Origin of the sequence: Embleya sp. AB8 (genome assembly GCF_049739465.1) — a bacterium.
GTDB lineage: Bacteria > Actinomycetota > Actinomycetes > Streptomycetales > Streptomycetaceae > Embleya.
The window spans coordinates 24,112-45,188 of the sequence record NZ_JBMHHY010000044.1 but is presented as its reverse complement, the minus strand read 5'-3'; the positions used below and the strand labels follow the sequence as shown (position 1 = coordinate 45,188).

Annotated in this window: 18 protein-coding genes; 11 read left to right on the top strand and 7 right to left on the bottom strand. The window is 71.2% G+C overall.

The window, feature by feature from the left end:
* The first annotated feature begins 3 nt into the window (after positions 1–3).
* From ABIA38_RS42055 to ABIA38_RS42040, 4 genes are all read left to right on the top strand, one after another.
* Positions 4–2,568 carry an ABC transporter permease gene (locus ABIA38_RS42055; RefSeq protein ID WP_424644294.1) on the top strand — a complete coding sequence of 855 codons (2,565 nt, stop codon included), beginning with the start codon at positions 4–6 and terminating at the stop codon, positions 2,566–2,568.
* Positions 2,569–2,578: 10 nt separating this feature from the next.
* Entirely contained in the window at positions 2,579–3,826 is a 1,248-nt protein-coding gene (locus tag ABIA38_RS42050; protein WP_424644293.1) for a sensor histidine kinase, read from the top strand.
* A complete protein-coding gene (locus tag ABIA38_RS42045; RefSeq protein ID WP_424644292.1) occupies positions 3,823–4,473 on the top strand; it encodes a response regulator in 651 nt (216 codons plus the stop codon). Before ABIA38_RS42050 ends, ABIA38_RS42045 begins: the two co-directional genes overlap by 4 nt.
* A 140-nt stretch (positions 4,474–4,613) precedes the next feature.
* Positions 4,614–5,966, top strand: a complete 1,353-nt coding sequence (locus tag ABIA38_RS42040; protein WP_424644291.1) for a TerD family protein — start codon at positions 4,614–4,616, stop codon at positions 5,964–5,966.
* 24 nt (positions 5,967–5,990) lie between these two features.
* Here ABIA38_RS42040 and ABIA38_RS42035 read toward each other — a convergent pair whose 3' ends face one another.
* Both ABIA38_RS42035 and ABIA38_RS42030 read right to left on the bottom strand, forming a co-directional pair.
* Positions 5,991–6,722, bottom strand: coding sequence for a hypothetical protein (locus tag ABIA38_RS42035; protein WP_424644290.1), 732 nt, complete (start codon positions 6,720–6,722; stop codon positions 5,991–5,993).
* A 51-nt stretch (positions 6,723–6,773) separates the two neighbouring features.
* A complete protein-coding gene (locus ABIA38_RS42030) occupies positions 6,774–7,397 on the bottom strand; it encodes a TetR/AcrR family transcriptional regulator (protein WP_424644289.1) in 624 nt (207 codons plus the stop codon).
* Between the two features lie 154 nt (positions 7,398–7,551).
* Between ABIA38_RS42030 and ABIA38_RS42025 the strand changes: the two genes are divergently transcribed.
* The 3 genes from ABIA38_RS42025 to ABIA38_RS42015 all read left to right on the top strand — a co-directional run bounded on the left by ABIA38_RS42025 (position 7,552) and on the right by ABIA38_RS42015 (position 9,984).
* On the top strand, positions 7,552–7,863 hold the full coding sequence (locus ABIA38_RS42025; RefSeq protein WP_424644288.1) for a 4a-hydroxytetrahydrobiopterin dehydratase: 312 nt from the start codon (positions 7,552–7,554) through the stop codon (positions 7,861–7,863).
* A 55-nt stretch (positions 7,864–7,918) separates the two neighbouring features.
* Positions 7,919–9,277, top strand: coding sequence for an acyltransferase family protein (locus ABIA38_RS42020; RefSeq protein ID WP_424644287.1), 1,359 nt, complete (start codon positions 7,919–7,921; stop codon positions 9,275–9,277).
* Between the two features lie 149 nt (positions 9,278–9,426).
* Positions 9,427–9,984 carry a hypothetical protein gene (locus tag ABIA38_RS42015; RefSeq protein WP_424644286.1) on the top strand — a complete coding sequence of 186 codons (558 nt, stop codon included), beginning with the start codon at positions 9,427–9,429 and terminating at the stop codon, positions 9,982–9,984.
* Between the two features lie 133 nt (positions 9,985–10,117).
* Here ABIA38_RS42015 and ABIA38_RS42010 read toward each other — a convergent pair whose 3' ends face one another.
* The 4 genes from ABIA38_RS42010 to ABIA38_RS41995 all read right to left on the bottom strand — a co-directional run bounded on the left by ABIA38_RS42010 (position 10,118) and on the right by ABIA38_RS41995 (position 14,508).
* The gene (locus tag ABIA38_RS42010; RefSeq protein WP_424644285.1) at positions 10,118–11,152 is read right to left on the bottom strand and encodes an agmatine deiminase family protein; all 1,035 of its coding nucleotides are present in this window, start codon (positions 11,150–11,152) and stop codon (positions 10,118–10,120) included.
* A 35-nt stretch (positions 11,153–11,187) separates the two neighbouring features.
* Positions 11,188–12,861 (bottom strand): urease subunit alpha, encoded by a 1,674-nt coding sequence (locus ABIA38_RS42005; RefSeq protein ID WP_424644317.1) that lies wholly within the window; start codon positions 12,859–12,861, stop codon positions 11,188–11,190.
* Between the two features lie 20 nt (positions 12,862–12,881).
* A complete protein-coding gene (gene ureA, locus ABIA38_RS42000; protein ID WP_424644284.1) occupies positions 12,882–13,751 on the bottom strand; it encodes an urease subunit gamma in 870 nt (289 codons plus the stop codon).
* A gap of 139 nt (positions 13,752–13,890) precedes the next feature.
* Positions 13,891–14,508 carry a TetR/AcrR family transcriptional regulator C-terminal domain-containing protein gene (locus ABIA38_RS41995; RefSeq protein ID WP_424644283.1) on the bottom strand — a complete coding sequence of 206 codons (618 nt, stop codon included), beginning with the start codon at positions 14,506–14,508 and terminating at the stop codon, positions 13,891–13,893.
* Between the two features lie 215 nt (positions 14,509–14,723).
* Between ABIA38_RS41995 and ABIA38_RS41990 the strand changes: the two genes are divergently transcribed.
* Positions 14,724–16,226, top strand: a complete 1,503-nt coding sequence (locus ABIA38_RS41990) for an APC family permease (RefSeq protein ID WP_424644282.1) — start codon at positions 14,724–14,726, stop codon at positions 16,224–16,226.
* Positions 16,223–17,815 (top strand): amidohydrolase, encoded by a 1,593-nt coding sequence (locus ABIA38_RS41985; protein ID WP_424644281.1) that lies wholly within the window; start codon positions 16,223–16,225, stop codon positions 17,813–17,815. Before ABIA38_RS41990 ends, ABIA38_RS41985 begins: the two co-directional genes overlap by 4 nt.
* Positions 17,816–17,945: 130 nt before the next feature.
* Here ABIA38_RS41985 and ABIA38_RS41980 read toward each other — a convergent pair whose 3' ends face one another.
* Positions 17,946–18,455, bottom strand: coding sequence for an inorganic diphosphatase (locus ABIA38_RS41980; protein ID WP_424644280.1), 510 nt, complete (start codon positions 18,453–18,455; stop codon positions 17,946–17,948).
* Between the two features lie 231 nt (positions 18,456–18,686).
* Here ABIA38_RS41980 and ABIA38_RS41975 point away from each other — a divergent pair, with 231 nt between their 5' ends.
* Both ABIA38_RS41975 and ABIA38_RS41970 read left to right on the top strand, forming a co-directional pair.
* Complete coding sequence (locus tag ABIA38_RS41975; protein WP_424644279.1) at positions 18,687–19,490, top strand: enoyl-CoA hydratase/isomerase family protein; 804 nt, start codon at positions 18,687–18,689, stop codon at positions 19,488–19,490.
* Between the two features lie 128 nt (positions 19,491–19,618).
* Positions 19,619–21,073 carry an amino acid permease gene (locus ABIA38_RS41970; RefSeq protein ID WP_424644278.1) on the top strand — a complete coding sequence of 485 codons (1,455 nt, stop codon included), beginning with the start codon at positions 19,619–19,621 and terminating at the stop codon, positions 21,071–21,073.
* Positions 21,074–21,077: the final 4 nt, after the last annotated feature.

The following is a 21,077-nucleotide window of genomic DNA, read 5'->3' as shown; positions in this document are numbered from 1 at the left end:
GTCATGTTGAAGGCCACATTCCGCAGTTTCCTCGCCCACAAGGCGAGAATGGTGCTCTCCGCACTCGCGATCCTGCTCTCGGTCGCGTTCGTCGCCGGCACGTTGATGTTCACCGACACGATCAGCAAGACCTTCCACGACCTCTCCCGCACCGCCGCGGCCGATGTCACGGTCAAGCCCAAGTCGGACTTCCGCGAGGATCGGCTCGGCCGCACCGGCCAGCAGCCGACCGTGCCGGACGCCACCGTCGCCACCGCCCGCTCGGTGCCCGGGGTGGCCGACGCGCATCCCGACGTCACGGTCACCAACGTGATCGTCGTCGACGGCAAGGGCAAGAAGGTCGGCCTGACCTCGGAGCCCGAGGTACAGGCGGCCGACTGGTTCCCGAACAAGCAGTCCCCGGTCGAGCTGAAGAAGGGCCGCGCGCCGCAGGGACCGGGCGAGGTCGTCCTGGACAGCGACTCGGCCGCGCACAACAAGGTCAAGCTCGGCGACAAGGTGCACGTGATCGCCGCGCCGGGCCCGTTCGACCCGGTCGTGGTCGGGCTGGCCGACTACAAGACCATCAACCCGGGCGTGACCCTGCTCTTCCTGGACGGCAACGCCGCCCGCGAGCGGCTGTTGGGCAAGCCGGGCGTGGTCACCTCGGTCTCGCTCACCGCGCAGTCCGGCGTCGACCAGAAGGAGCTCAAGAGCCGGGTCGCCGCCAAACTCGGCGCGGGCTTCGACATCAAGACCCGCGACGAGGAGGCCGACGCCGCGTCCGCCGACCTGGGCCAGGCGCTCAACGTGGTCAAGTACGCGTTGCTCGGCTTCGCCGGAGTCTCACTCCTGGTCGGCACGTTCCTGATCTTCAACACCTTCTCGATGCTGGTCGCCCAACGCACCCGCGAACTGGGCCTGATGCGCGCGATCGGAGCCAGTCGGGCCGACGTGAACCGCTCGGTCCTGGTGGAGGCGATGCTCCTGGCGCTGGTCGGGTCCACCCTCGGCCTGCTCGGCGGGTTGGGGCTCGGTCAGGGGTTGTTGACCCTGATGGGCTCGGTCGGCGTCGACCTCAAGGGCACACCGCTGGAGATCAAGCCCGCGACGCCGATCATCGCCTACGCGGTCGGTGTCCTGGTCACCGTGGTCGCGGCCTACCTACCGGCCCGCAAGGCCGCCCGGGTCAGCCCGATGGCGGCGCTGCGCGAGGCCGGCGCGCCGCCCGCGAAGTCGCTGCGCGGGCGGGCGATCGGCGGCGGCGTGCTCACCGTGCTCGGCGCGATCGGCCTGGCCGTCGGCGCCTCCGCGACCAAGCTGGACGCGGCGCACGGGCTCGCCCTCGGCGGCGGGCTGATCGGCACCCTGATCGGCTTCATCGTGCTCGGGCCGGTGCTGGCCCGACTGGTGATCCCGTGGCTGGCCGCCTCGTTCCCGCGCCTGTTCGGCACGGTGGGTCGCCTCAGCCGGGAAAACGCGCTGCGCAACCCACGCCGCACCGGGGCCACCGCCGCCGCGCTGATGATCGGCGTCGCGCTGGTCGCCTCGCTGTCCGTGGTGGCCACCTCGATGAAGGACTCGGTGGGCAAGCAGATCGACCAGCGCCTGGGCGCCGACTTCACCCTGCAGAGCCAGGGCGGCCTCAACTTCGCCCCCGACGTGGCGGAGACGGTGCGCAAGGTGCCGGGCGTGACCAACGTGGTGCGCCAGCGCGACACCGAGGCCAAGGTCGTCTTCAACGGCTCGGCCGAGACCATCACGGTGACCGGGGCCGATCCGGGCATCGACGCGATGATGAAGCAGAAGTACACCGCGGGCAGTGCCGCCGACGCCCTGGCGCCCGGCAAGATCGCGCTGCCCAAGTCCTACGTCAAGAGCCGCAACCTGGGCGTGGGTGGCACGGTGACGCTGCGCACGCCCAACGGCAAGACCGCCGAACTGCGGGTCGGCGCGGTGATCAACGACGAGGGCATCGGCCTGGCCACCTCCGGCGGCGGCATGGTCGGCCTGGACACGCTGAACAAGCTCGTCCCGGAACTGCTCGACTCGGCGATCATGGCCAACACCGCCGCCGGCGCCAAGAGTTCGACCGTGCGGGCCGCGCTGGACGCCGCGCTCAAGCCGTTCCCGCAGGTACAGGTGCGGGACCAGGCGGACTACAAGAAGACCGTGCAGGAACAGACCGACCTGATCCTGCAGATGGTCTACGGTCTGCTCGGCCTGGCGATCATCATCGCGATCCTCGGTGTGGTCAACACGTTGGCCCTGTCGGTGATCGAGCGCACGCGCGAGATCGGTCTGCTGCGGGCGATCGGCATGTCACGGGTCCAGCTCCGCCGGATGATCCGCCTGGAATCGGCGGTGATCGCGGTGTTCGGCGCGGTACTCGGGCTCGCGCTCGGCGTCGGCTGGGGTGTCGCGGCGCAGCGCATGCTCGCCTCGCAGGGCCTCGAGGTGCTGAGCATCCCGTGGCCGACGATCGCCGGGGTCGTCGTCGGCGCCGGCGTCGTGGGCCTGCTCGCCGCCCTGCTGCCGGCCCTGCGCGCCTCGCGGATGAACGTCCTGGCCGCGATCTCGACGGAATGACCCTCCTCCGATGATCGACACCACCGCGACATCCGACGGTGCGCCGGCCTCCTCGGCCGACGCACCGTCGGCGGCGGTCCCGCGACCCGAAGCCCGGCCCGGCTACCGTGGCCGGGTGAGCATCCGCGCCTGGTGGGCGAGTCGCCGCGCGTTCGGGTTCGACGTGCTGGTCGCCACGAGCGCGGTCGCGCTGGGCCTGACCCTGCGGATGGGGCGCTACGCGGGCCTGGCCGACTGGCCCTATCTGCACCAGGTCAGCGCCGTGCTGACCGGCGCGCTGCTCCTGCATCGCAGGCGCGCGCCGTTCGGCTCCGGGGTGGCGATCTGCGCGGTGGCGCTGTTCTACCCCACGCACGCGCTCTTCTTCGCGGCCTACGCCGCCGGCGCCTACATCGAGGACCGGCGGCGGGCCTGGGCACTGATCGCGGCCCTGGTACTGATGGGCAGCCAGCCGTGGAGCTACCCGGCCCCGCTCACCATCGTCAGCAGCGGGAGCATCGCACTGGTCCCCGCGCTGCTCGGCTTGTATGTCGCCGCGCGCCGCCGGATACGCCTGGATCGGGCCGAACAGGCGGCGCGCGAGCGCGAGTTGGGCTTCGAACGGGTGCGCCTGGAGGAACGTTCGCGGATCGCCGGCGAGATGCACGACGTGATCACCCACCGGGTCAGCCTGATGGTGCTCCAGGCAGGTGCCCTGCGCACCCGGGCCCGGGACGAGGACGTGCGCGCGTCGGCGGAGGAGCTGCGCCTGGTGGGCTGCAAGGCGCTGGAGGAACTGCGCGGCCTGGTCGCGGTGACCCGGTCCGAGCAGCAGGTGGGTTCGGTGGTGGCCACCCCGCGCGCCGTGCTGGACGTGTCCGACCTGGTCGCCGATTCGCGATCGGCGGGCGTACCGGTCGAGTTGGTCGTCCTGGGCGAGCCGCACGCGACCTCCCCGGTGGTCGGCCGGGCCGCATACCGGGTGGTCCAGGAGGCGCTGACCAACGTGCACAAGCACGCGCCGGGCGCGGTGGTGGACATCCGACTGCACTATGTGGGCGACGAGGTGCAGATCAGCGTGCGAAACTCGGCTCCCACCCGGGCCGCCGAGATCACCCTCGGCGCCGGCGGCAGTGGACTGCTCGGCCTGCGCAAGCGAGTCGAGCTGGTGGCCGGCACGCTGCGTACCGGACCGCTGCCGGACGGCGGTTACGAGTTGCTCGCGATATTGCCGGCCGGCGCCTCGACCACGACCCTCACCACCGGAGAGCCCGCATGATCCGCGTCCTGCTCGTCGACGACGAACGTATGGTGTGCGCCCACCTGCGCACGATTCTCGGCGTGGCCGACGACATCGAGGTGATCGGCGAGGCGTACGACGGCGCGGAGGCGGTCGAGTCGGTGTTGCGCCACCGCCCCGACCTGGTGCTGATGGACCTGCACATGCCGGGCGTGGACGGGCTGACCGCGATCGAACAGATCGTCGACCTGCCCAACGCCCCTCGGGTGATCGTGCTGACCACGTTCGGTCTGGAGCAGTACATCCTGCGCGTGTTGCACGCGGGCGCCGCCGGATTCCTGCTCAAGGACACCCCGCCGGAGGACCTGATCGGCCTGGTCCGGGTCGCCATGGACGGGCACACCGTGCTCTCCCCCGCGGTCACCCGCGACCTGGTCACCGCCTCCTCCGGGCGCAACGCGGCCCGCGAGCGGGCCGCACTGGCCGTCACCTCGTTGACGGATCGCGAGATCGAGGTACTCACCTGCATCGGCGAGGGGTTGTCCAACGCGCAGACCGCCGACCGCCTGTTCCTGAGCGAGACCACGGTCAAGAGCTACGTCTCGCGCATGCTCACCAAGCTCGGCTGCGCGAACCGCACCCAGGCGGGTCTGCTGGCCTACGACGCGGGGTTGATCCGGCGGTGAACACCACGAAGTCCCGCCGGACCGGCGCCCCGCCCCGCACCCGACTCCGCCGACCGCACCCGTGCACTGCGCCGGCCGGGCCTGCTCGGTAACCTCGAAGGCGTCCGGCCCGGCCGGATCCGCGAACCGGAGGAGTGCGCATGTCGGTGACGCTCACGAAGGGCGCCAACTGCCCGCTGGCAGTGGCCGCCGTGGTGGTCGAGGTCGCCTACTCGGCGCCGGTGGACGTGTCGGCGCTGCTGCTCGCCGAGTCCGGAAAGGTGCGCACGGACGCCGACTTCGTCTTCTACAACCAGCCGACCGGGCCCGGCGTGCAATTGCGCGCGGGTGGACCGGGCCGCCCGGCGGCGGTGCACGTGAACACCGGCGCGGTGCCGGCGGACGTCCGGACGATCGTGGTGACGCTGAGCCTGGACGAGAGCCCCGGCGCACCGGCCACCTTTGGCGGCGCGACGCCGCCCACCGCCACCGTGCGCGATCCGGCCGGCGAGGTGCTGGTGACGTTCACTCCGCACGCCCTCGGCCGCGAAACGGCATTGGTACTCCTGGAGTTGTACCGGCGCGGCGGCATGTGGAAGGTCCGCGCGGTCGGCCAGGGCTACGCCAACGGACTCGCGGGCATCGCCACCGACTTCGGCGTCACGGTCGACGACGCCCCCGGGCCACAACCGCAGGGCCAGGTCCAAGCCCGGGTCCACGCCCAGGCCCCGACGCAACAAACCCCGCCGCCCACCCCGCCCGCCCCACTCCTCCCCCACGAACCGCCCAGGCCCGCCGCGCCGATCCCACCGCCGGTCCCACGCCGCCCGGCGGTCACCGCGCCGCCCCCGGCATCCGCCGCACCATCCGCACCCACCGCCACGCCCGTCGCGGCGCGCACCAACCAACTCCCCACCCCCACCGCCACGCCCGGTCCGGTCAACCTCGACAAGGGCCGGGTCAGCCTGCGCAAGGACCAGTCCGTGTCGCTGGTCAAGACCGGCGCGCCGGCGCTGACCCGGGTCCGGATGGGCCTGGGCTGGGATCCCGCCAAGACCGGCGGCAGCATCGACCTGGACGCGTCCTGCCTGGCCTTCGACGCCCACGGCAAGGAGGTCGCCACGGTCTGGTTCATGAAGTTGTCCGGCCTGGACGGCGCCATCGTGCACTCGGGCGACAATCTGACCGGCGAGGGCGAGGGCGACGACGAGTCGATCGTGGTCCGCCTGGACGCCCTCCCGCCGCAGGTCACCGGACTCGTGTTCACCGTCAACTCGTTCCTGGGGCAAAAGTTCACCGAGGTCTCCCGTGCCTTCTGTCGACTGGTCGACGACCTCACCGACACCGAACTGGTGCGCTTCGACCTGTCCGCCACCGAGCCGCACACCGGCGTGCTGATGTGCAAACTGGTCCGCGAGGGCTCCGCCTGGACGATGACCGCACTCGGCCGCTTCGCCGACGGCCGTACCGTACGCAAACTCGTCGACCCGGCCCGCGCGGCCCTCGGCCACTGAGCAACTGCACGAGCCGCCGACCGACTAACGTGGGCAGTGCTCCCCGTACTTCACCACGCCCACCCCCACCGTGTCCGGCACCGGCTGCCCCTCGGCCGGGCGTTGGGTACACACCACCCAGTGCGTCTCGATCAGCACCGGCCGATCCCCGCGCAGATCCTCCACCTTGACGTGGGCGTCGCCGCGCAGCCCTCGACGGACCACGTTGACGCTGCGCCCGATCAGATTCGGCATCCGGCCGTCGACCACCTCGGGGCCCGTGGTCGCAACCGTGCCGGCCGGGCACTTCTCGTCGTTCCGCACCACGCCCAATTCGACCGGCAGTTCCTTGGCCAGCGGCCCGGCCCCGGGCTTTTGGTCGCACACCTTCCAATTGGAGTAGATGAACTGCCGCCGCCCGCGCCCACTGGCGTCGTGCGATGTGACAAACCGGTAGCCGGCCCGCCGGGCCCCGTCCCACGCCTCCTGCAGATCGACCCCCACCACATCGGGCAGCACCGACTTCGGCAGCCGAACGGTCGGCGAAGCAGCCGGGGCCGCGCCCGGCACCCCAGAGCCCGCCGGCCCCGAACCCGAGGCCGCCGAGTCCCCCGAAACCCCTGATGCCGCCGAAGCAGCCGAAGCAGCCGTAATCCCCGACGTGTCCGCGGTCGCCTCGTCACCCCGATCCCGGTGCACGAGCGCCAGGATCACCACCACCGCCACGACCGCACCGATCACCCCGAGCCGCTGCCGCGGATTCCGCCACCATGTCATCCACCCACGATGCGCCCGACCCGCCCGAATCAGCGGCAACCCACCCCGTGATCACCTGTTCGTGTGGTGCTCCACTCCAGGAGTCGGCGAACCCCCGACGCCCACACCCAGCTCGCGAATCGCCACCCCCGTCGCCTGCCGCACCAACTCGTCCCGATCCACCCCCGGCGCCCCGATCACGATCCGGGTGGCCAGCCCGTCCAACAACGAATGCAGACGCAGCACATACCCGTCCGGATCCGGATGCGGCGCGATCATCGTGCGCAGGTCCGCGATCCACGGACCCTCGATCTCCGCGCTCGCCGCCAGCACCTCCGGATCGCCGAGCGCGCGCGTCCAGACCTCCAGCCACAACGTCCAGCGCGAATCGGCGCGCTCGTCGGGCAGGTACAGATCGATATAGCCGGCCAGGCGTTCCGCGATCGGTATGTCGGTCGCGGCCGACAACGCCCGCCGCCGCTCGGCGAAACCCTGCTCGCTCCAGCGCAACGTCTCGATCAGGAGTTGCTCCTTGGAGCCGAAGTAGTACGCGACGTGGCCCCCGCTGATCCCGATCCGCCGGCCCAGGCCCGCCATGGTGAGCTGCGCCAGGCCGTGTTCGCCGATCGCGTCCATCGCCGCCCGGAGCACCACCTCCCTGGGCTGCGCCAACCGCTTGCGCCGTGTCCCCGTCATGCTCAGCACCCCTGGTTCGTTCGACGGCGGACCTCGCCTGCCGTCATGTTAGAACGTCGTTCAATACCGCGCCCGGCGAACCGACCCGGCCATACTGACGGAGGCGGCGCCCACCCCAGCGCCCCGGCACCGACCCCCGACGAGAGGACCCACCGTGGCACCCCAGCCGCTCACCGACGCCGAGCTGACCAAGGCCCTCGCCGACCTCCCGGGCTGGCAGGTCGTCGACGGCGAGTTGACCGCGACGTACAAGTGCGCCCGCGCGGACGTCCCCGCCTTCTACGCGACGGTCGCCGCCGCCGAGGACCAGGCGAACCACCACGCCCGGATCACCATCCTCTACGGCACCCTGTCCTTCGCCCTGACCACCCACGACGCGGGCAACCGAATCACCGCCGCCGACACCGAATTCGCCGCCCGCGTCGCCGCCTTCGCCACCGCCCACGGGGCCACCGCGCAGCCCTGAGTCGGCCGCCGCCCCCGGGGACAGCCGCGGATTCGCCTCGCTATCGTGTTCGACCATGCCACCGCACACGGTCGACTCCCCGACCCAAGAGCCGCCCTCCGGGGGCACCGTCGCAGCGAAGTCGAAAAAGCAAAAGCGGGACGCCCGAAAGCAGCTCGACGCCCGAAAGCCACGACTCGCCGCATTGGACGGATTTCGGTTCATCGCCGCGATGATGGTGGTCGTCTACCACTACGCGGGCTACGGCGGCGGCGTCGCGGCGGGCGCCTGGGGCGGCGAGCGCACCGTCGTACTGTTCCCCAAGCTGTCCTGGATCGCCGCCTACGGCTGGACCGGGGTCGAACTGTTCTTCCTGATCAGCGGCTTCGTGATCTGCATGAGCTGCTGGGGACGCAACCTGGGCGACTTCTTCCGCTCCCGGGTGATGCGGCTGTTCCCCGCCTACTGGGTCGCGGTCCTGGGCACCGCCGCGGTGCTGACCGCCTGGCCGAGCGTACGGGGGGCGCCGTCGTACTCCGACATCCTGTCGAACCTGACCATGCTGCACCAGCCGCTGGGGATTCGGCACGTGGACGGCGTGTACTGGACGTTGTGGACCGAGCTGCGCTTCTACCTGCTGTTCGCGATCGTGGTGTGGAAGGGCGTGACCTATCAGCGGACCGTGCTCTTCTGCGCACTCTGGACGGTCGCCGCGGTACTGACCAAGGCGAGCGACAGCGAACTCCTGGACGCCGTCGTACAACCCAAATACGCACCGTTCTTCATCGGTGGCGTCGCCCTCTTCCTGGTGTATCGATTCGGTCCGAATCTGCTTCTCTGGGGCATCGTCGGCTTTTCCTGGCTGCTCGCCCAGCACGAGATAGTCGTGGAACTCCCGCGTGAGGTCGACGGAAACCACGGACACCTGTCGAGCACGATCTGCATCGCGTTGATCACCGGGTTCTATCTGCTGATGTCGCTGCTCGCGCTCGGCAAGCTCAATTGGGTGACCTGGCGCGGATTCACCACGCTGGGCGCGCTCACCTATCCGCTCTACCTGCTGCACGAGAACATCGGCTGGACGATGATCCACCGCCTGCACGCGGCGAAGGTGGCGCCGTACACCATCCTCGCCGTGGTGATCGGCGCGATGCTGGTCGCGTCCTGGCTGCTGCATCGGCTCGTCGAACGCCCGCTCGCCCCCTGGCTCGGCCGGCAACTCGCGGTCGGCTTGGCGCAGATGCGCGACCCGATCGACCTGCGCGCCCGAAAGCCCGCCACGCCTCCGAAGGACCGCGGCAACCCGGACGGGCCGACCGCGTCCGAACCCGCCGCGGTCGAGCCGGTGACCCCGACGCCCACGCGCCCGATCGCACAGGTGCCGCCCCAGGCGAGCGGCCCCAACCCCTGGCGGCCGTACTCCCCCGAGGCCTGAGCCCGCGCACCCGGTCGGCGCGGCCCGGCCGGCGCCGGCCGGGCCGCGCCGACCGCCCGGGTGGTCGCCCCGCGCCGGGCCATCCAGGCTTCACGCGGCGATCTTCGGCAGTTCATCGGCGCGACCGGCGGGGCGCCTAGCCTCCGGGCATGAACTCCGCCGCTCCCGCGTCCCTGCGCGCCGACGTATCGGTGGCTCGCCCCCTCGCGGCCACCGTTCGCGGCCGGCTGCTTCCGTTCGCCGGGGCCGGGGCGGCCGGTTGGCTGATCGGGACCTACCCGATCCGGGTCGCCGTTCGGGACTCGTGTGCCGACTTCGGGCAACGTGGTTGCACCGGGGACGACTTCGGGCCGTCGCTGATCGGCCTGGCCGGGCTGCTGCTGCTCCTCGCGCTGATCGCCGGCGCGGTCGCCGCGACAGCCGGCCGGCGGCCGATCCCGACCTTCGCCGCGACCCTGGTCCTCGCCGGCACGATCGCGGTACTGGCCGCGTTCACCGAGCCCGCGTCCAACGCGGGTTGGTACATACCGACCGCGACCACCGTCGCACTGGCCGTCCTCCTGCTCGCCATCGCCGCGTTCGGCGCCGGCGAACGCGGCCCCGCCCCGATGGCGCGGGCCACCGATACCCCGGAGTCGGCCGACCCGCCCGCCACCGCCGGATCGGCCGACCCCGGCCCCCGCCCGGACGGCCCCTCGCCGACCTGACGCGGCTGCCGGCGCGCTCGCCGACGCGGCCTTCGCCACCGCCGAGTCGCGGCCGGTGTACGACTCCTGACGAGCCGTCACCGATCCGGGCGGCGGACGGCACGCTCCCGCGCCCCCGGCCGGCCGGCCGCGCTCACCCCTTCGGCTGCTGCTGGGTGATGCAGTGGATCCCGCCGCCGTTGGCGAAGATCTCCCGGGCGTCCACGAGTTCGATGGTGCGGCCCGGGAAGAGCTTCCCGAACGTGGCGGCGTTCTCCTGGTCGCGCGGGTCGTCGAAGGCGCACAGGATGACCGCACCGTTGGCGACGTAGTGGTTGATGTAGCTGAAGTCCACCCAGTCGTCGTGCGCTTCGAGCACGGTCGGCGCCGGGATCTCCACGACCTCCAGGGCCCGCCCCTTGGCGTCGGTCGAGGCGCGCAGCAGCGCCGCGTTCTCCTTCCCGACCTCGTGGTCCGGGTGCGCCGGGTCGGGCTGCACGTGTACCAGGACCAGGCCGGGACGGGCGAACGAGGCGACGATGTCGATGTGCCCTCGGGTGCCGTACAGGCCGTAGTCCCGGGTCAGCCCGCGCGGCAGCCAGATCACCTTCTCGACGCCCAGGAACGCCGTCAGCTCGGCCTCGACCTGCTCCTTGGTCCACCCGGGATTGCGGCCCCGGTCGAGCTGGACGGTCTCGGTGATCAGTACGGTGCCCTCGCCGTCGACGTGGATCCCGCCGCCCTCGTTGACCATCCGCGACGCGTAGCGCCGCACGCCGGCCGCCTGGACGACCCGCTCGGCGATGTGTCGGTCGTGCTCCCACGAGGCCCACTCCTGGGCGCCCCACCCGTTGAACACCCAGTCGGCGGCGGCCACCTGCCCCTTGCCGTCGGTCAGGAAGGTCGGGCCGATGTCGCGCATCCACGCGTCGTCCAGCGGGTGCTCCAGGACGGTCAGCGGCCGAGCGACGTAGTCCCGCACGGTGTCCGACTCGCCCAGGTCGGTGATCAGCGTGACCGGCTCGTAGCGCGCGATCGTCTCGGCCACCGTGCCCCACGCGGTGCGCGCCGCGTGCAGGTCCTCCGCGCCGAAGGTCTCGTTGCGGCTGGGCCAGGCCATCCAGGTGCGCTCGTGCGGAGCCCATTCCGCCGGCATCGAAAAGCCGTCTGCGGCCGGGGTGTTGCTCATTTCGTGAATCCTTCGAAAGACAGCGCCGGATCGAACTACAGGAAGTACAAACGGTTCAACGACACCGACTCGGCCGCCTCCGAGGTGACCGGTTCGCCGTCCATGGTCACCGCCCCGGTGTCCGCGGCGACCCGGACCTCCGCCAGTCGGTTGTTGTGGATCATCGCCGCCGGGCCGATCCCCCGGGTGCCGCGTACGCCCACCCGGCGCCGCCGGGTCGGCATCAGATCGCCCCCCGTGGCCGCTGCGGCCTGCGAGGTGAAGGCCACCGACAACTCCGCGGGAGCCGCGCCATGTGCGCCGAACTGCGGGCCCAGGACCAGCGGTTCGCAGGTGTCCGTGGACGCGTTCGGATCGCCCACCACGCCGTAGGCGGGGAATCCGCTCTTCAGCACCAACTGCGGCTTCGCGCCGAACCATTGCGGCTGCCACAACACCAGGTCGGCCATCTTGCCGACCTCGATCGAGCCGACCTCGTGCGCCAGGCCGTGTGCGATCGCCGGGTTGATGGTGAGCTTGGCGATGTAGCGCTTGACCCGTTCGTTGTCGTGCCGTTCGTGCTCGGCGCCGCGCTCGAACTTCATCTTCCCGGCCATCGCGAAGGTGCGCCGCACGGTCTCCCCCGCGCGGCCCATGCCCTGCGCGTCCGAGGAGGTGATCGGGATGACCCCGAGGTCGTGCAGCACGTCCTCGGCGCCCATCGTGCCCGCCCGGATCCGGTCCCGCGCCATCGCCGCGTCGCCCGGCAGGTCGGTCTTGAGGCCGTGCGCCGACACGATCATCCCGAAGTGCTCGCCCAGCGCGTCGCGGCCGAACGGCAGCGTCGGGTTGGTCGACGAGCCGATCACGTTGGCCACCCCGGCCATCCGCATCACGTTCGGCACGTGGCCGCCGCCGCAACCCTCGATGTGGTACGCGTGGATCGTCCGCCCGTCCAGCACGGACAACGTGTCGTCCACGGACAGGCACTCGTTGAGGCCGTCGGTGTGCAACGCGACCTGCACGTCGTGGTCCTCGGCCACCCGCAGGGCCGTGTCCAGGGCCCGGGCGTGCGCGCCCATGTCCTCGTGCACCTTGAAGCCCGACGCGCCGCCCTCGATCAGCGCCTCGTCCAGCGGCCCCCGCCCCGAGGACGAACCCCGGGCCAGGAAGGCGATGTTGACCGGCCAGGCGTCGAACGCGGAGAACGCGTGCCGCAGCGCCCAGGGCGAGTTGACCCCGACACCCCATACCGGGCCGAACTCCTGGCCGACGATCGTGGTGACGCCGGAGGCCAGGGACGCCTCCATGATCCGCGGCGACAGCAGATGCACATGCGTGTCGATCGCGCCGGCCGTACAGATCAGCCCCTCGCCGCTGACGATCGTGGTGCCGGTGCCGACCACCACCTCGACACCGTCCTGCGTATCCGGGTTGCCCGCCCGGCCGATCGAGGCGATCCGGCCCTCGCGGATCCCGATCGAGACCTTGCGGATGCCCTGGATCGCGTCGATCACCACGACATTGGAGATCACCACGTCGCACGTGTCGCGAACGGTGATCGCCTTCAGGTGCAGCCCGTCCCGGGCCGTCTTCCCGAAGCCGGCGAGAAACTCGTCACCGGGCAGCGCCGAATCCTGCTCGATCTCGACCACCAGCCCCGAATCCCCGAGCCGCATCCGGTCCCCGGCCCGGGGACCGTACGTGGACGCGTAGTCGCGCGGGTCCATCACCTCGCCGCCACCACCACTCACGAGCCGTCACCTTCCTTGCCGGACCCGGAACCCGATGCCCCATCGGAACCCGACACGCCGTCGGTACCGCCCACACCCGAACCACCCGGCTCCGCCCCCGCGTACCCGCACGCGTGTGCCTTCCGCAGCGCCTCCTCGCGGGCCCCCGGCGCGTCCAACGGTCCGTCCACGAGTCCCGCGAAACCGATCGCCACCCGCGCGCCGCCGATCGGTACCAACCGCACGTCGACGGTCGCTCCCGGATCGAACCGCACGGTGGACCCCGCCGGGATGGCCAACCGCCGGCCGTACCCCGCCGCCCGGTCGAAGCGCAGCCGCGGGTTGGTCTCGAAGAAGTGGAAGTGCGACGTGACGCTGATCGGTACCTCGGACGTATTGGTCACCGGCACCACCACCAGGTCGGCATCGGCATACGGGTCCACCGCGGGTCCGCCCGGGATCACCGCGCCCGGCGCGTCGTCGCCCAGCGAGCCGGGCCCCGACACCGGTGCCGCGACCGCGCCCGAGCGCGAACCGTGCCCGTGACAGTGCACCTCGCCCGCACCCGCCGGCAGTCCCTCGCCGGAGCGGAACGGATCGGTCACCACGGCCAGTCGGGTCGCGTCCTCGAAGACCGCCTCGACCTTGACGTCCGCCAGCACGTCCACGACCCCCGGCAGCACGTCGGTCACCCCGAGGACCGAACGCCCGGCGTCGATCGCATCGGCCAACCGCGCCCCGTCCCGAGCCGCCTCACAGACCGTGTCCGCGATCAGCGCGGCGGCCTCGGGCACGTTCAGGAGCAGCCCCCGGGCGCGCCGCGCGCGGGCCAACTCGGCGGCCGTGAAGATCAGCAGCCGGTCCCGCTCGGTGGGCGTCAGCCGCATCCGTACCTCCGTATTGAATGGCGTTCAATCGGCATTGAACGCCATTCAATACGGGCATGTCAACGCCCTCGCCCCGTGCCCCGACCGAGTGTCGAGCGACCCACCCGACACCCGCCCCGACACCCCCGCCCGGACCGACTCACCCGCCCAGCCGTACCGCCAACCCGTCCAGCAGCAGCCGCAACCCCGCCTCGAAGCCGCGCTCGTTCAGGGTCCGCGCGTCGCTCGCGGCCAGTGACTCGGCAAGCGCGGGATAGTCGGCCCGATAGTCCGCGACCGGCCGGACGAAGCCCTCCACATAGGTCTCGATCACCGACCCGACCACCAGGTAGTCGAGCGCCGCGGAGACCTCCGCCGCCTCGGCCGGGCTCAGCCCGATCCGGACCAGCATCCGGGCGGTGGCGTCGTACGCGCCCAGCGCCTGTTCGGTGGTCACCGGCCGACGGGCGATCACCGGCAGCGCCTCGGGGTGGCGCAGATAGGCCGCCCGGTAGCCGCGCGCAAATGCCGCGATGCCCACCCGCCAGTCCGGATCCTCCAGCGGCGCGTGGTCGATCTCCCGGGTTATCACCACGGTGATCGCGTCCAACAACTCCTCCTTGGACGCCACGTGGTTGTAGAGCGAGGGCCCCTGCACGTCGAGCCGCCGGGCCAGGGCCCGCATGGTCAGCGCGGCCATGCCCTGCTCGTCCACGAGTTCCACCGCGGCCCGGGCGATCAGTTCGCGGTCGAGTTTGGGACGGCTCGGTCGACCCATCGTGCGTTCACCTCGTGCCATTCGCGAGCACCGCTGTCGGTCACTCTGCGTTGCCAACCTAGCCGGAAGTGCACTCTTCCCCTACACCCGGTGGACGGTTAAGGTCCTCAAACTAACTAAGTAAGTTTAACCGTCCCCGCTGCGAGGTCCCGATGAACCACGGCACTTCTCGCCCACCGACACCGGCCGCGTCCGCGTCGCCCGCCTCGACCCGCGTGGTCGATCACGACGCCGAACGACTCGGCGAGCTGGGATACGAACAGGAGCTCAAGCGCAGTCTGAGCGTCCTGGGCAACATCGCCATCGGCTTCGCGACGGTCTCGCCCGTGGTCGGGCTGTACGCGGTCGCGCAGGTCGGCACCTCCATCGCGGGACCCGCGTGGGTATGGGTGCTGCCGATCTGCCTGCTCGGCCAGGCGCTGCTGATGTGCGTGTACTCCGAGCTGTCCTCGCAATATCCGATCGCGGGCGGCGCCTACCAGTGGGCCCGCCGCCTGGTCGGCCCCACCTACGCGTGGCTCGCGGGCTGGGTCGGACTATGCGCGGTGGTGTTCGCCAACACCACGATCGTCTACCTCGGCTCGCCGTGGTTCTTCGCGCTGTTCGACGCCCGACCCACCCCGGGCCGGATCGTCGTGGTGGCGGCGATCTTCCTGATCTGTTGTACCGCGATCAACGCGTACGGCATCGATCTGCTGCGCTGGCTCCTCGCGGCCGGCATCGCGGCGGAGGCGCTCGCCTCGCTGGGCGTGGGATTGGCCCTGCTCCTGGCCTTCCGGGAGAACGGCTTCGCGATCCTCACCGACACGATGGGCGCCGAGGCGCTCTCCGGCGGGTCCACCTTCTCCGCCATGCTGACCGCGCTCGCCGTCGGCGGCTGGGCGTTCTTCGGCTTCGATGCGTGTGTGGCCTCCTCCGAGGAGACCAAGGACGCCGCCCGGCACGTGCCGAAGGCGATCTGGTGGACGCTGATCAGCGTCGGCGGTCTGGTCGTACTGAACGCGGTCGCCGTGCAACTGGCCCACCCCGACCCGGCGAAGGTGGTCGCGGGCGAGGACCTCGACCCGGTCACCACCGCGGTGGTGACCTCGTTCGGCTCGTGGTCGACCAAACCGTTCGTGGTCGTGGTGATCATCGCCTTCGTCGCCTGCGCGCTCGCCTCGCAGGCCGCCGCCGCCCGCGCGGTGTACTCGGTCTCCCGGGACGGCGTGTTGCCCGGATCCCGCGCGCTGCGCGTGGTGAACCGGCGCCAGGCACCCGTCGGCGCGCTGGTGATCGGCTCCGCGATCAGCTGCCTGGCCCTGCTACTTGCCCTGAACAGCGCGGCGATCGGCAGTCTGATCACCTTCGGCAGCGCCGCGATGTACCTCCAGTTCCTGCTGATCGCGCTGGCCGCGCTGATCGCCCGGCTGCGCGGCACCTGGACGCCCGGCGGGCTGATCCGGTTCGGCCGCTGGGGCACGCCGCTGAACGTGCTCGCGGTCGCCTGGCTGGCCTTCGAGTTCGTCAACATCGCCTGGCCGCGCAAGATCCTCGCGCCACCGGACGCACCCACCTACCAGATCTGGGCGGCCGTCCTGGGCATCGCCGTCGTGGTCGGCACCGGCGTGGTGTACCTGCTGGTCAAGCGCCCGCAGGACAAGGTGCGGGTGAGCGAGAGTTTCGCCGACCGCGGCGCCGTGACCGACACCCCGATCCCCCTGGAGAGCACCGCATGACCGCCGCCGACCTCGTCGTCCTGGACGCACACGTACTGACGATGGATCAGCACGCGCCCCCGACCGATGCGATCGCCGCCCGCGACGGGCAAATCGTCGCGCTCGGCGCCGACGCCCGGGCGCTGATCGGGCCGCACACCGAGGTGCTGGAGGCGCACGGACACACCGTCACCCCCGGACTGACGGACTGTCATCAGCACCCGGTGATGGGCGCGGACACCACGCGCGGAGCCAACCTGGTCGGCGCACTCACCCTGGACGAGGTATTGCGCCGGCTGGCCGAACAGGCCGCGCCGTGCGGGTCGGACGACTGGGTGATCGGCTTCGGCGGGGAGTACGCGGCATTCGCCGGGCGGGCCATCCACCGCGACCTGATCGACGCCGCGGTGGGCGGTCGGCCGGCGTTCGTCTGGATGTCGGACAGCCACACCGCGCTGCTCAGCACGGCCGCCCTGCGACTGGCCGGGCTGACCGGCCCGCGCGAGTTCGCCGACCACAGCGAGATCGTCTGCGACGAGCGCGGTCCCACCGGCGAGTTGCACGAGATGACCGCATGCCTGCTGGGCTATCGGGCGGTGCCGCCGATGCCGCGCGCCGAACTGCTCGCGCGCGTCGAGGAGTTGTTCGCCGAGCAGAACCGGCACGGGGTCACCGGCGGACACGTCCCGGACGACGCGCCGCGCACCGTCGACACGTTGGCCGGGCTGGCCGAGGAGCAGCGGCTGAGCATGCGAATCCGGCTCGCGCCGTGGTGCCCGCCGGGCGAGGTGGACCACCTCGCCGAGCGGATCGGCGAACTGCGCGCCCTGACCGGCCTGGTCCGGCTCGCCGCGGTCAAGTTCTTCGCCGACGGCGCGATCGACGGCGGCGGGGCGTGGCTGCACGAACCCGACTGTTGCGGCCAGTCGCACAGGTCGCAGTGGAAGGACTTCGACCGGTACGCCGAGGCGGTCGCGATCGCGGCCCGGGCGGGTCTCCCGGCCTGGACACACGCCATCGGCGACCGGGCCGTGTCCCGCGCCCTGGACGTATACGCCGAGCACGGCGCCCCGTTCGGCACCCGACACCGCATCGAGCACGCCGAACTGCTGAGCGACGCCGACGTCCCGCGCTTCGCCGCGCTCGATGTGGTCGCGTCGATGCAGCCGACCCACATGGACTGGTCGCTGCCGGACCACTCCGACAACTGGTCCCGGCGGGTCGGCCCGGACCGCGCCGCCCGGGCCTGGCGCTACGCCGACATCCTGGCCGCCGGCGGCCATGTGGCCCTCGGCTCGGACTGGCCGGTGGCCGCGTTCGACCCGAGGCGCACCCTGGCCGGCGCCCAACTCCGCCGCCCGGCAGGCGAGCCGGACCGGGCCCCGTACGGCGCCTCGGCCGCCATCACGGCCCGACAGGCCCTGGCCGGCTACACCACCGAGGCGGCCTACGCGGCGGGCGAGGACACCGTGTCCGGCCGCATCGCGGTGGGGCGACTGGCCGATCTGACGATGTTCGCCGCCGACCCGTTGACCTGCCGCCCGGACGACCTCCCGGAGCTGCCGGTGACGGCGACGGTGGTGGCGGGCCGCGTGGTACACCGAGCCTGACCGGCGGGGGCAGCCGGCGCCCGACCTGGCCCGGCTGCCCCCTATTGCCCGCACGCCCGCATGCCCGCGCGCCGAGTTCCCTCCCGACGTTCCTCCAGACCGTTGCTGCCGACCGTTTTGCCGACTATTCCTACCGACCCTCGAACGGCCATTCGCCGCCGTCGAGTTCGCGTCTCTCGTAGGCGGCGACGATCTCCTTCTCGGCGGCGCCCCGGCCCTCCCAGTGCGAGCCCTCCACCGATTTGCCGCGTTCCAGGTCCTTGTAGACCTCGAAGAAGTGTGCGATCTCGTTGAGTTGGAAGGCCGGGACATCGCCGATGTCCTGTATCGGCTGTTTCCGCGGATCCCGGGCCGGCACGCACAACACCTTCTCGTCCGGGCCCTTCTCGTCGCTCATCACGAACATCCCGACCGTACGACAGCGAATCACACACCCGGGAAAGGTCGGCTCGTCCAGCAGCACGAGCACATCGAGCGGGCCACCGTCGCCGCCGAGTGTGCGGTGCACGAAGCCGTAGTCGGCGGGATAGGCGGTGGAGGTGAACAACATGCGGTCGAGCCTGATGCGTCCCGTACGGCGGTCCATCTCGTACTTGTTCCGACTGCCCGCGGGAATTTCCACGACGACGTCGAACTCCACGACGGCTCCTTAACGGCCTATGGATCAAGACCGGATATACGCGGTATTCCGCATTCCTGACGTACCGTGTCGAGGACTTTCCCACGCCACCGGGCCGTTACGCACGTGAAGCACGGGACAACCGCCCCATACACCTACGCCGACCACCCGATCGCCGCGACCCTTGACTCGGTCAACTAAGTAAGGTTTCCTGTCCATCGGCCCATCCCCGCGCACCCACCTGGAGCAGCCGTGATCCGGATCGAGGACGCCGACCGCGTCCGGACCATCACTCTCGACCGTCCCGAAGCGCTCAACGCGTTCAACGAGGCGCTCTACGACGCGACCGCCGAGGCGCTGATCGCCGCCGCCGCCGATCCCGCCGTCGCGGTGGTGGTACTGACCGGCGCCGGGCGGGCGTTCTCGGCCGGCACCGACCTGATCGAGCTGGCCCAACACAACAGTGGGACCAAGGTCAAGGGAAAGCACGGCTTCGGCGGACTGATCGATCAGGTCCAGGCGTTCCCCAAGCCGTTCCTGGTCGCCGTCAACGGGCTCGGTCTGGGCATCGGGGCGACCATCCTGGGCTTCGCCGACCTGGCGTTCATGGCCGACACCGCACGGCTGAAGTGCCCGTTCACCTCGCTCGCCGTCGCCCCGGAGGCGGCGAGCAGTGTGACCTTCCCGCAGCTGATCGGCCGGCAACACGCGATGTGGGCGCTGCTGAGCAGCGAGTGGCTGAGCGCCGCCGAATGTCTGGAGATGGGCCTGGTGTTCAAGGTCTGCCCGGCCGACGAACTGCTCGACGTGACGATGCGGCACGCCCGGATCCTGGCCGCCAAGTCGATCCCGTCGCTGATCGAGTCCAAGCGGGCCGTCCTGGACGCGCTCGGCGACCAGGTGGTCCGGGCCCGCCGCCGGGAGGACGCGGCGTTCGGCCGGCTGCTCGGCAAGCCGGCCAACCTGGAGGCGCTGGCCGCGTTCGCCGAGCGCCGCGAGCCGGACTTCGCCGCGATCGACGCCCGGGAGGGCGGGGCGAGCGAGGCGGGCGCCTGATTGCCCGGGTTTGCCGGGTGGCTCCCGAAGTAGGGGGATACGGGTTTACGGGATACTGACGCGTCCGCACGATCATCCCGTCTCGCCCTCACCCTCGTCCCGTCCCCGTCCCCAGGATCAGCACCGCCATGAGCAGCCAGCAGACCCCCGAAGGCCCGGCCGCAGCCGAAGCGGGCCCCACGCCCGGCCCCGAGACCGGCCCCGACGGCGCCCATCACCACCTCGGGCACAGCCTCAAGCCGAGGCACATGACGATGCTCGCGCTCGGCGGGGCGATCGGGGCCGGGCTGTTCGTCAGCACGGGTGCCGGGATCCACACCGCCGGACCGGGCATCCTGATCTCCTACGCGCTGGCCTCGGTGCTGGTGCTCCTGGTGATGCGGATGCTCGGCGAGATGGCGGCGGCGGTACCGCGCAGCGGTTCGTTCTCCGAGTACGCCGGGGCCGCGTTCGGGCGCTGGGCGGGCTTCACGGTCGGCTGGATGTACTGGTGGATGGTCACCATCGTGCTGGCCGTCGAGGCGTCCGGCGCCGCGGCGATCGCGCACGGGTGGTTGCCGGGCGTGCCGATCTGGCTGTTCTCGCTGGTGATCATGCTGGTGTTCACCGGCGCGAATCTGCTCACCGTGCGCTCGTTCGGCGAGTCCGAGTTCTGGTTCGCCACGGTCAAGATCCTGGCCATCGTCGGCTTCCTGGTGCTCGGCGTGCTGGCCATCGTGGGCTGGCTGCCGAACACCGAGGCGCCCGGGCTGAGCAACCTCACCGGTCACGGCGGCTTCCTGCCCAACGGCTGGGACGGGGTGATCGCCGGGCTGCTCGCGGTCGCGTTCTCCTTCGGCGGCCTGGAGATCGTCACCATCGCCGCCGCCGAATCAAACGACCCGGCCCGCAACGTGGCCCGCGCGGTACGGACCGCGGTGTGGCGGATCCTGCTCTTCTACATCGGCTCGGTCGCGGTGATCGCCACCCTGCTGCCGTGGGACTCGGACCGGCTGGGCAGCCCGTACGTATCGGTCCTGGAGGATCTCGACGTCCCCGGCGCCGCACACGTGATGGACGTCGTGGTCTTCACCGCGCTGCTGTCCGCGCTCAACTCGATGTTGTACGGCGCGTCCCGGATGGCCTTCTCGCTGTCCCGGCGCGGCGAGGGGCCGAGGCCACTGTCCCGGGTGGCCGGCAACGGCGTGCCGCGCATCGCCGTGCTGGCCTCCTCGGCGTTCGGCTTCCTGGCCGCGCTGCTCAACGTGTGGTGGCCGGAGCAGGTGTTCAAGCACCTCCTGAACTCCGTCGGCGCGATGCTGCTCTTCGTCTGGTTCGCCATCGCCGCATCCCAGCTGGTGCTGCGCCGGCGGCTCGAACGTGAGGATCCGGACCGGCTGCTGCTGCGCATGTGGGGCTTCCCGTACCTGACCTGGTTCGTCCTGCTGGCACTCACCGCGGTGTCGATCCTGATGATGTTCGACGCCGACGCCCGCCCGCAGTTGCTCTCGTCGGTCGTGGTGGTGGCGGTGGTGCTGGGCTTCGCCCTGGTCCGCGAGGCCCGGCGGCGCGACCTGCGCAGGCGGGCCGCGCGCCGGTTCTGACCGT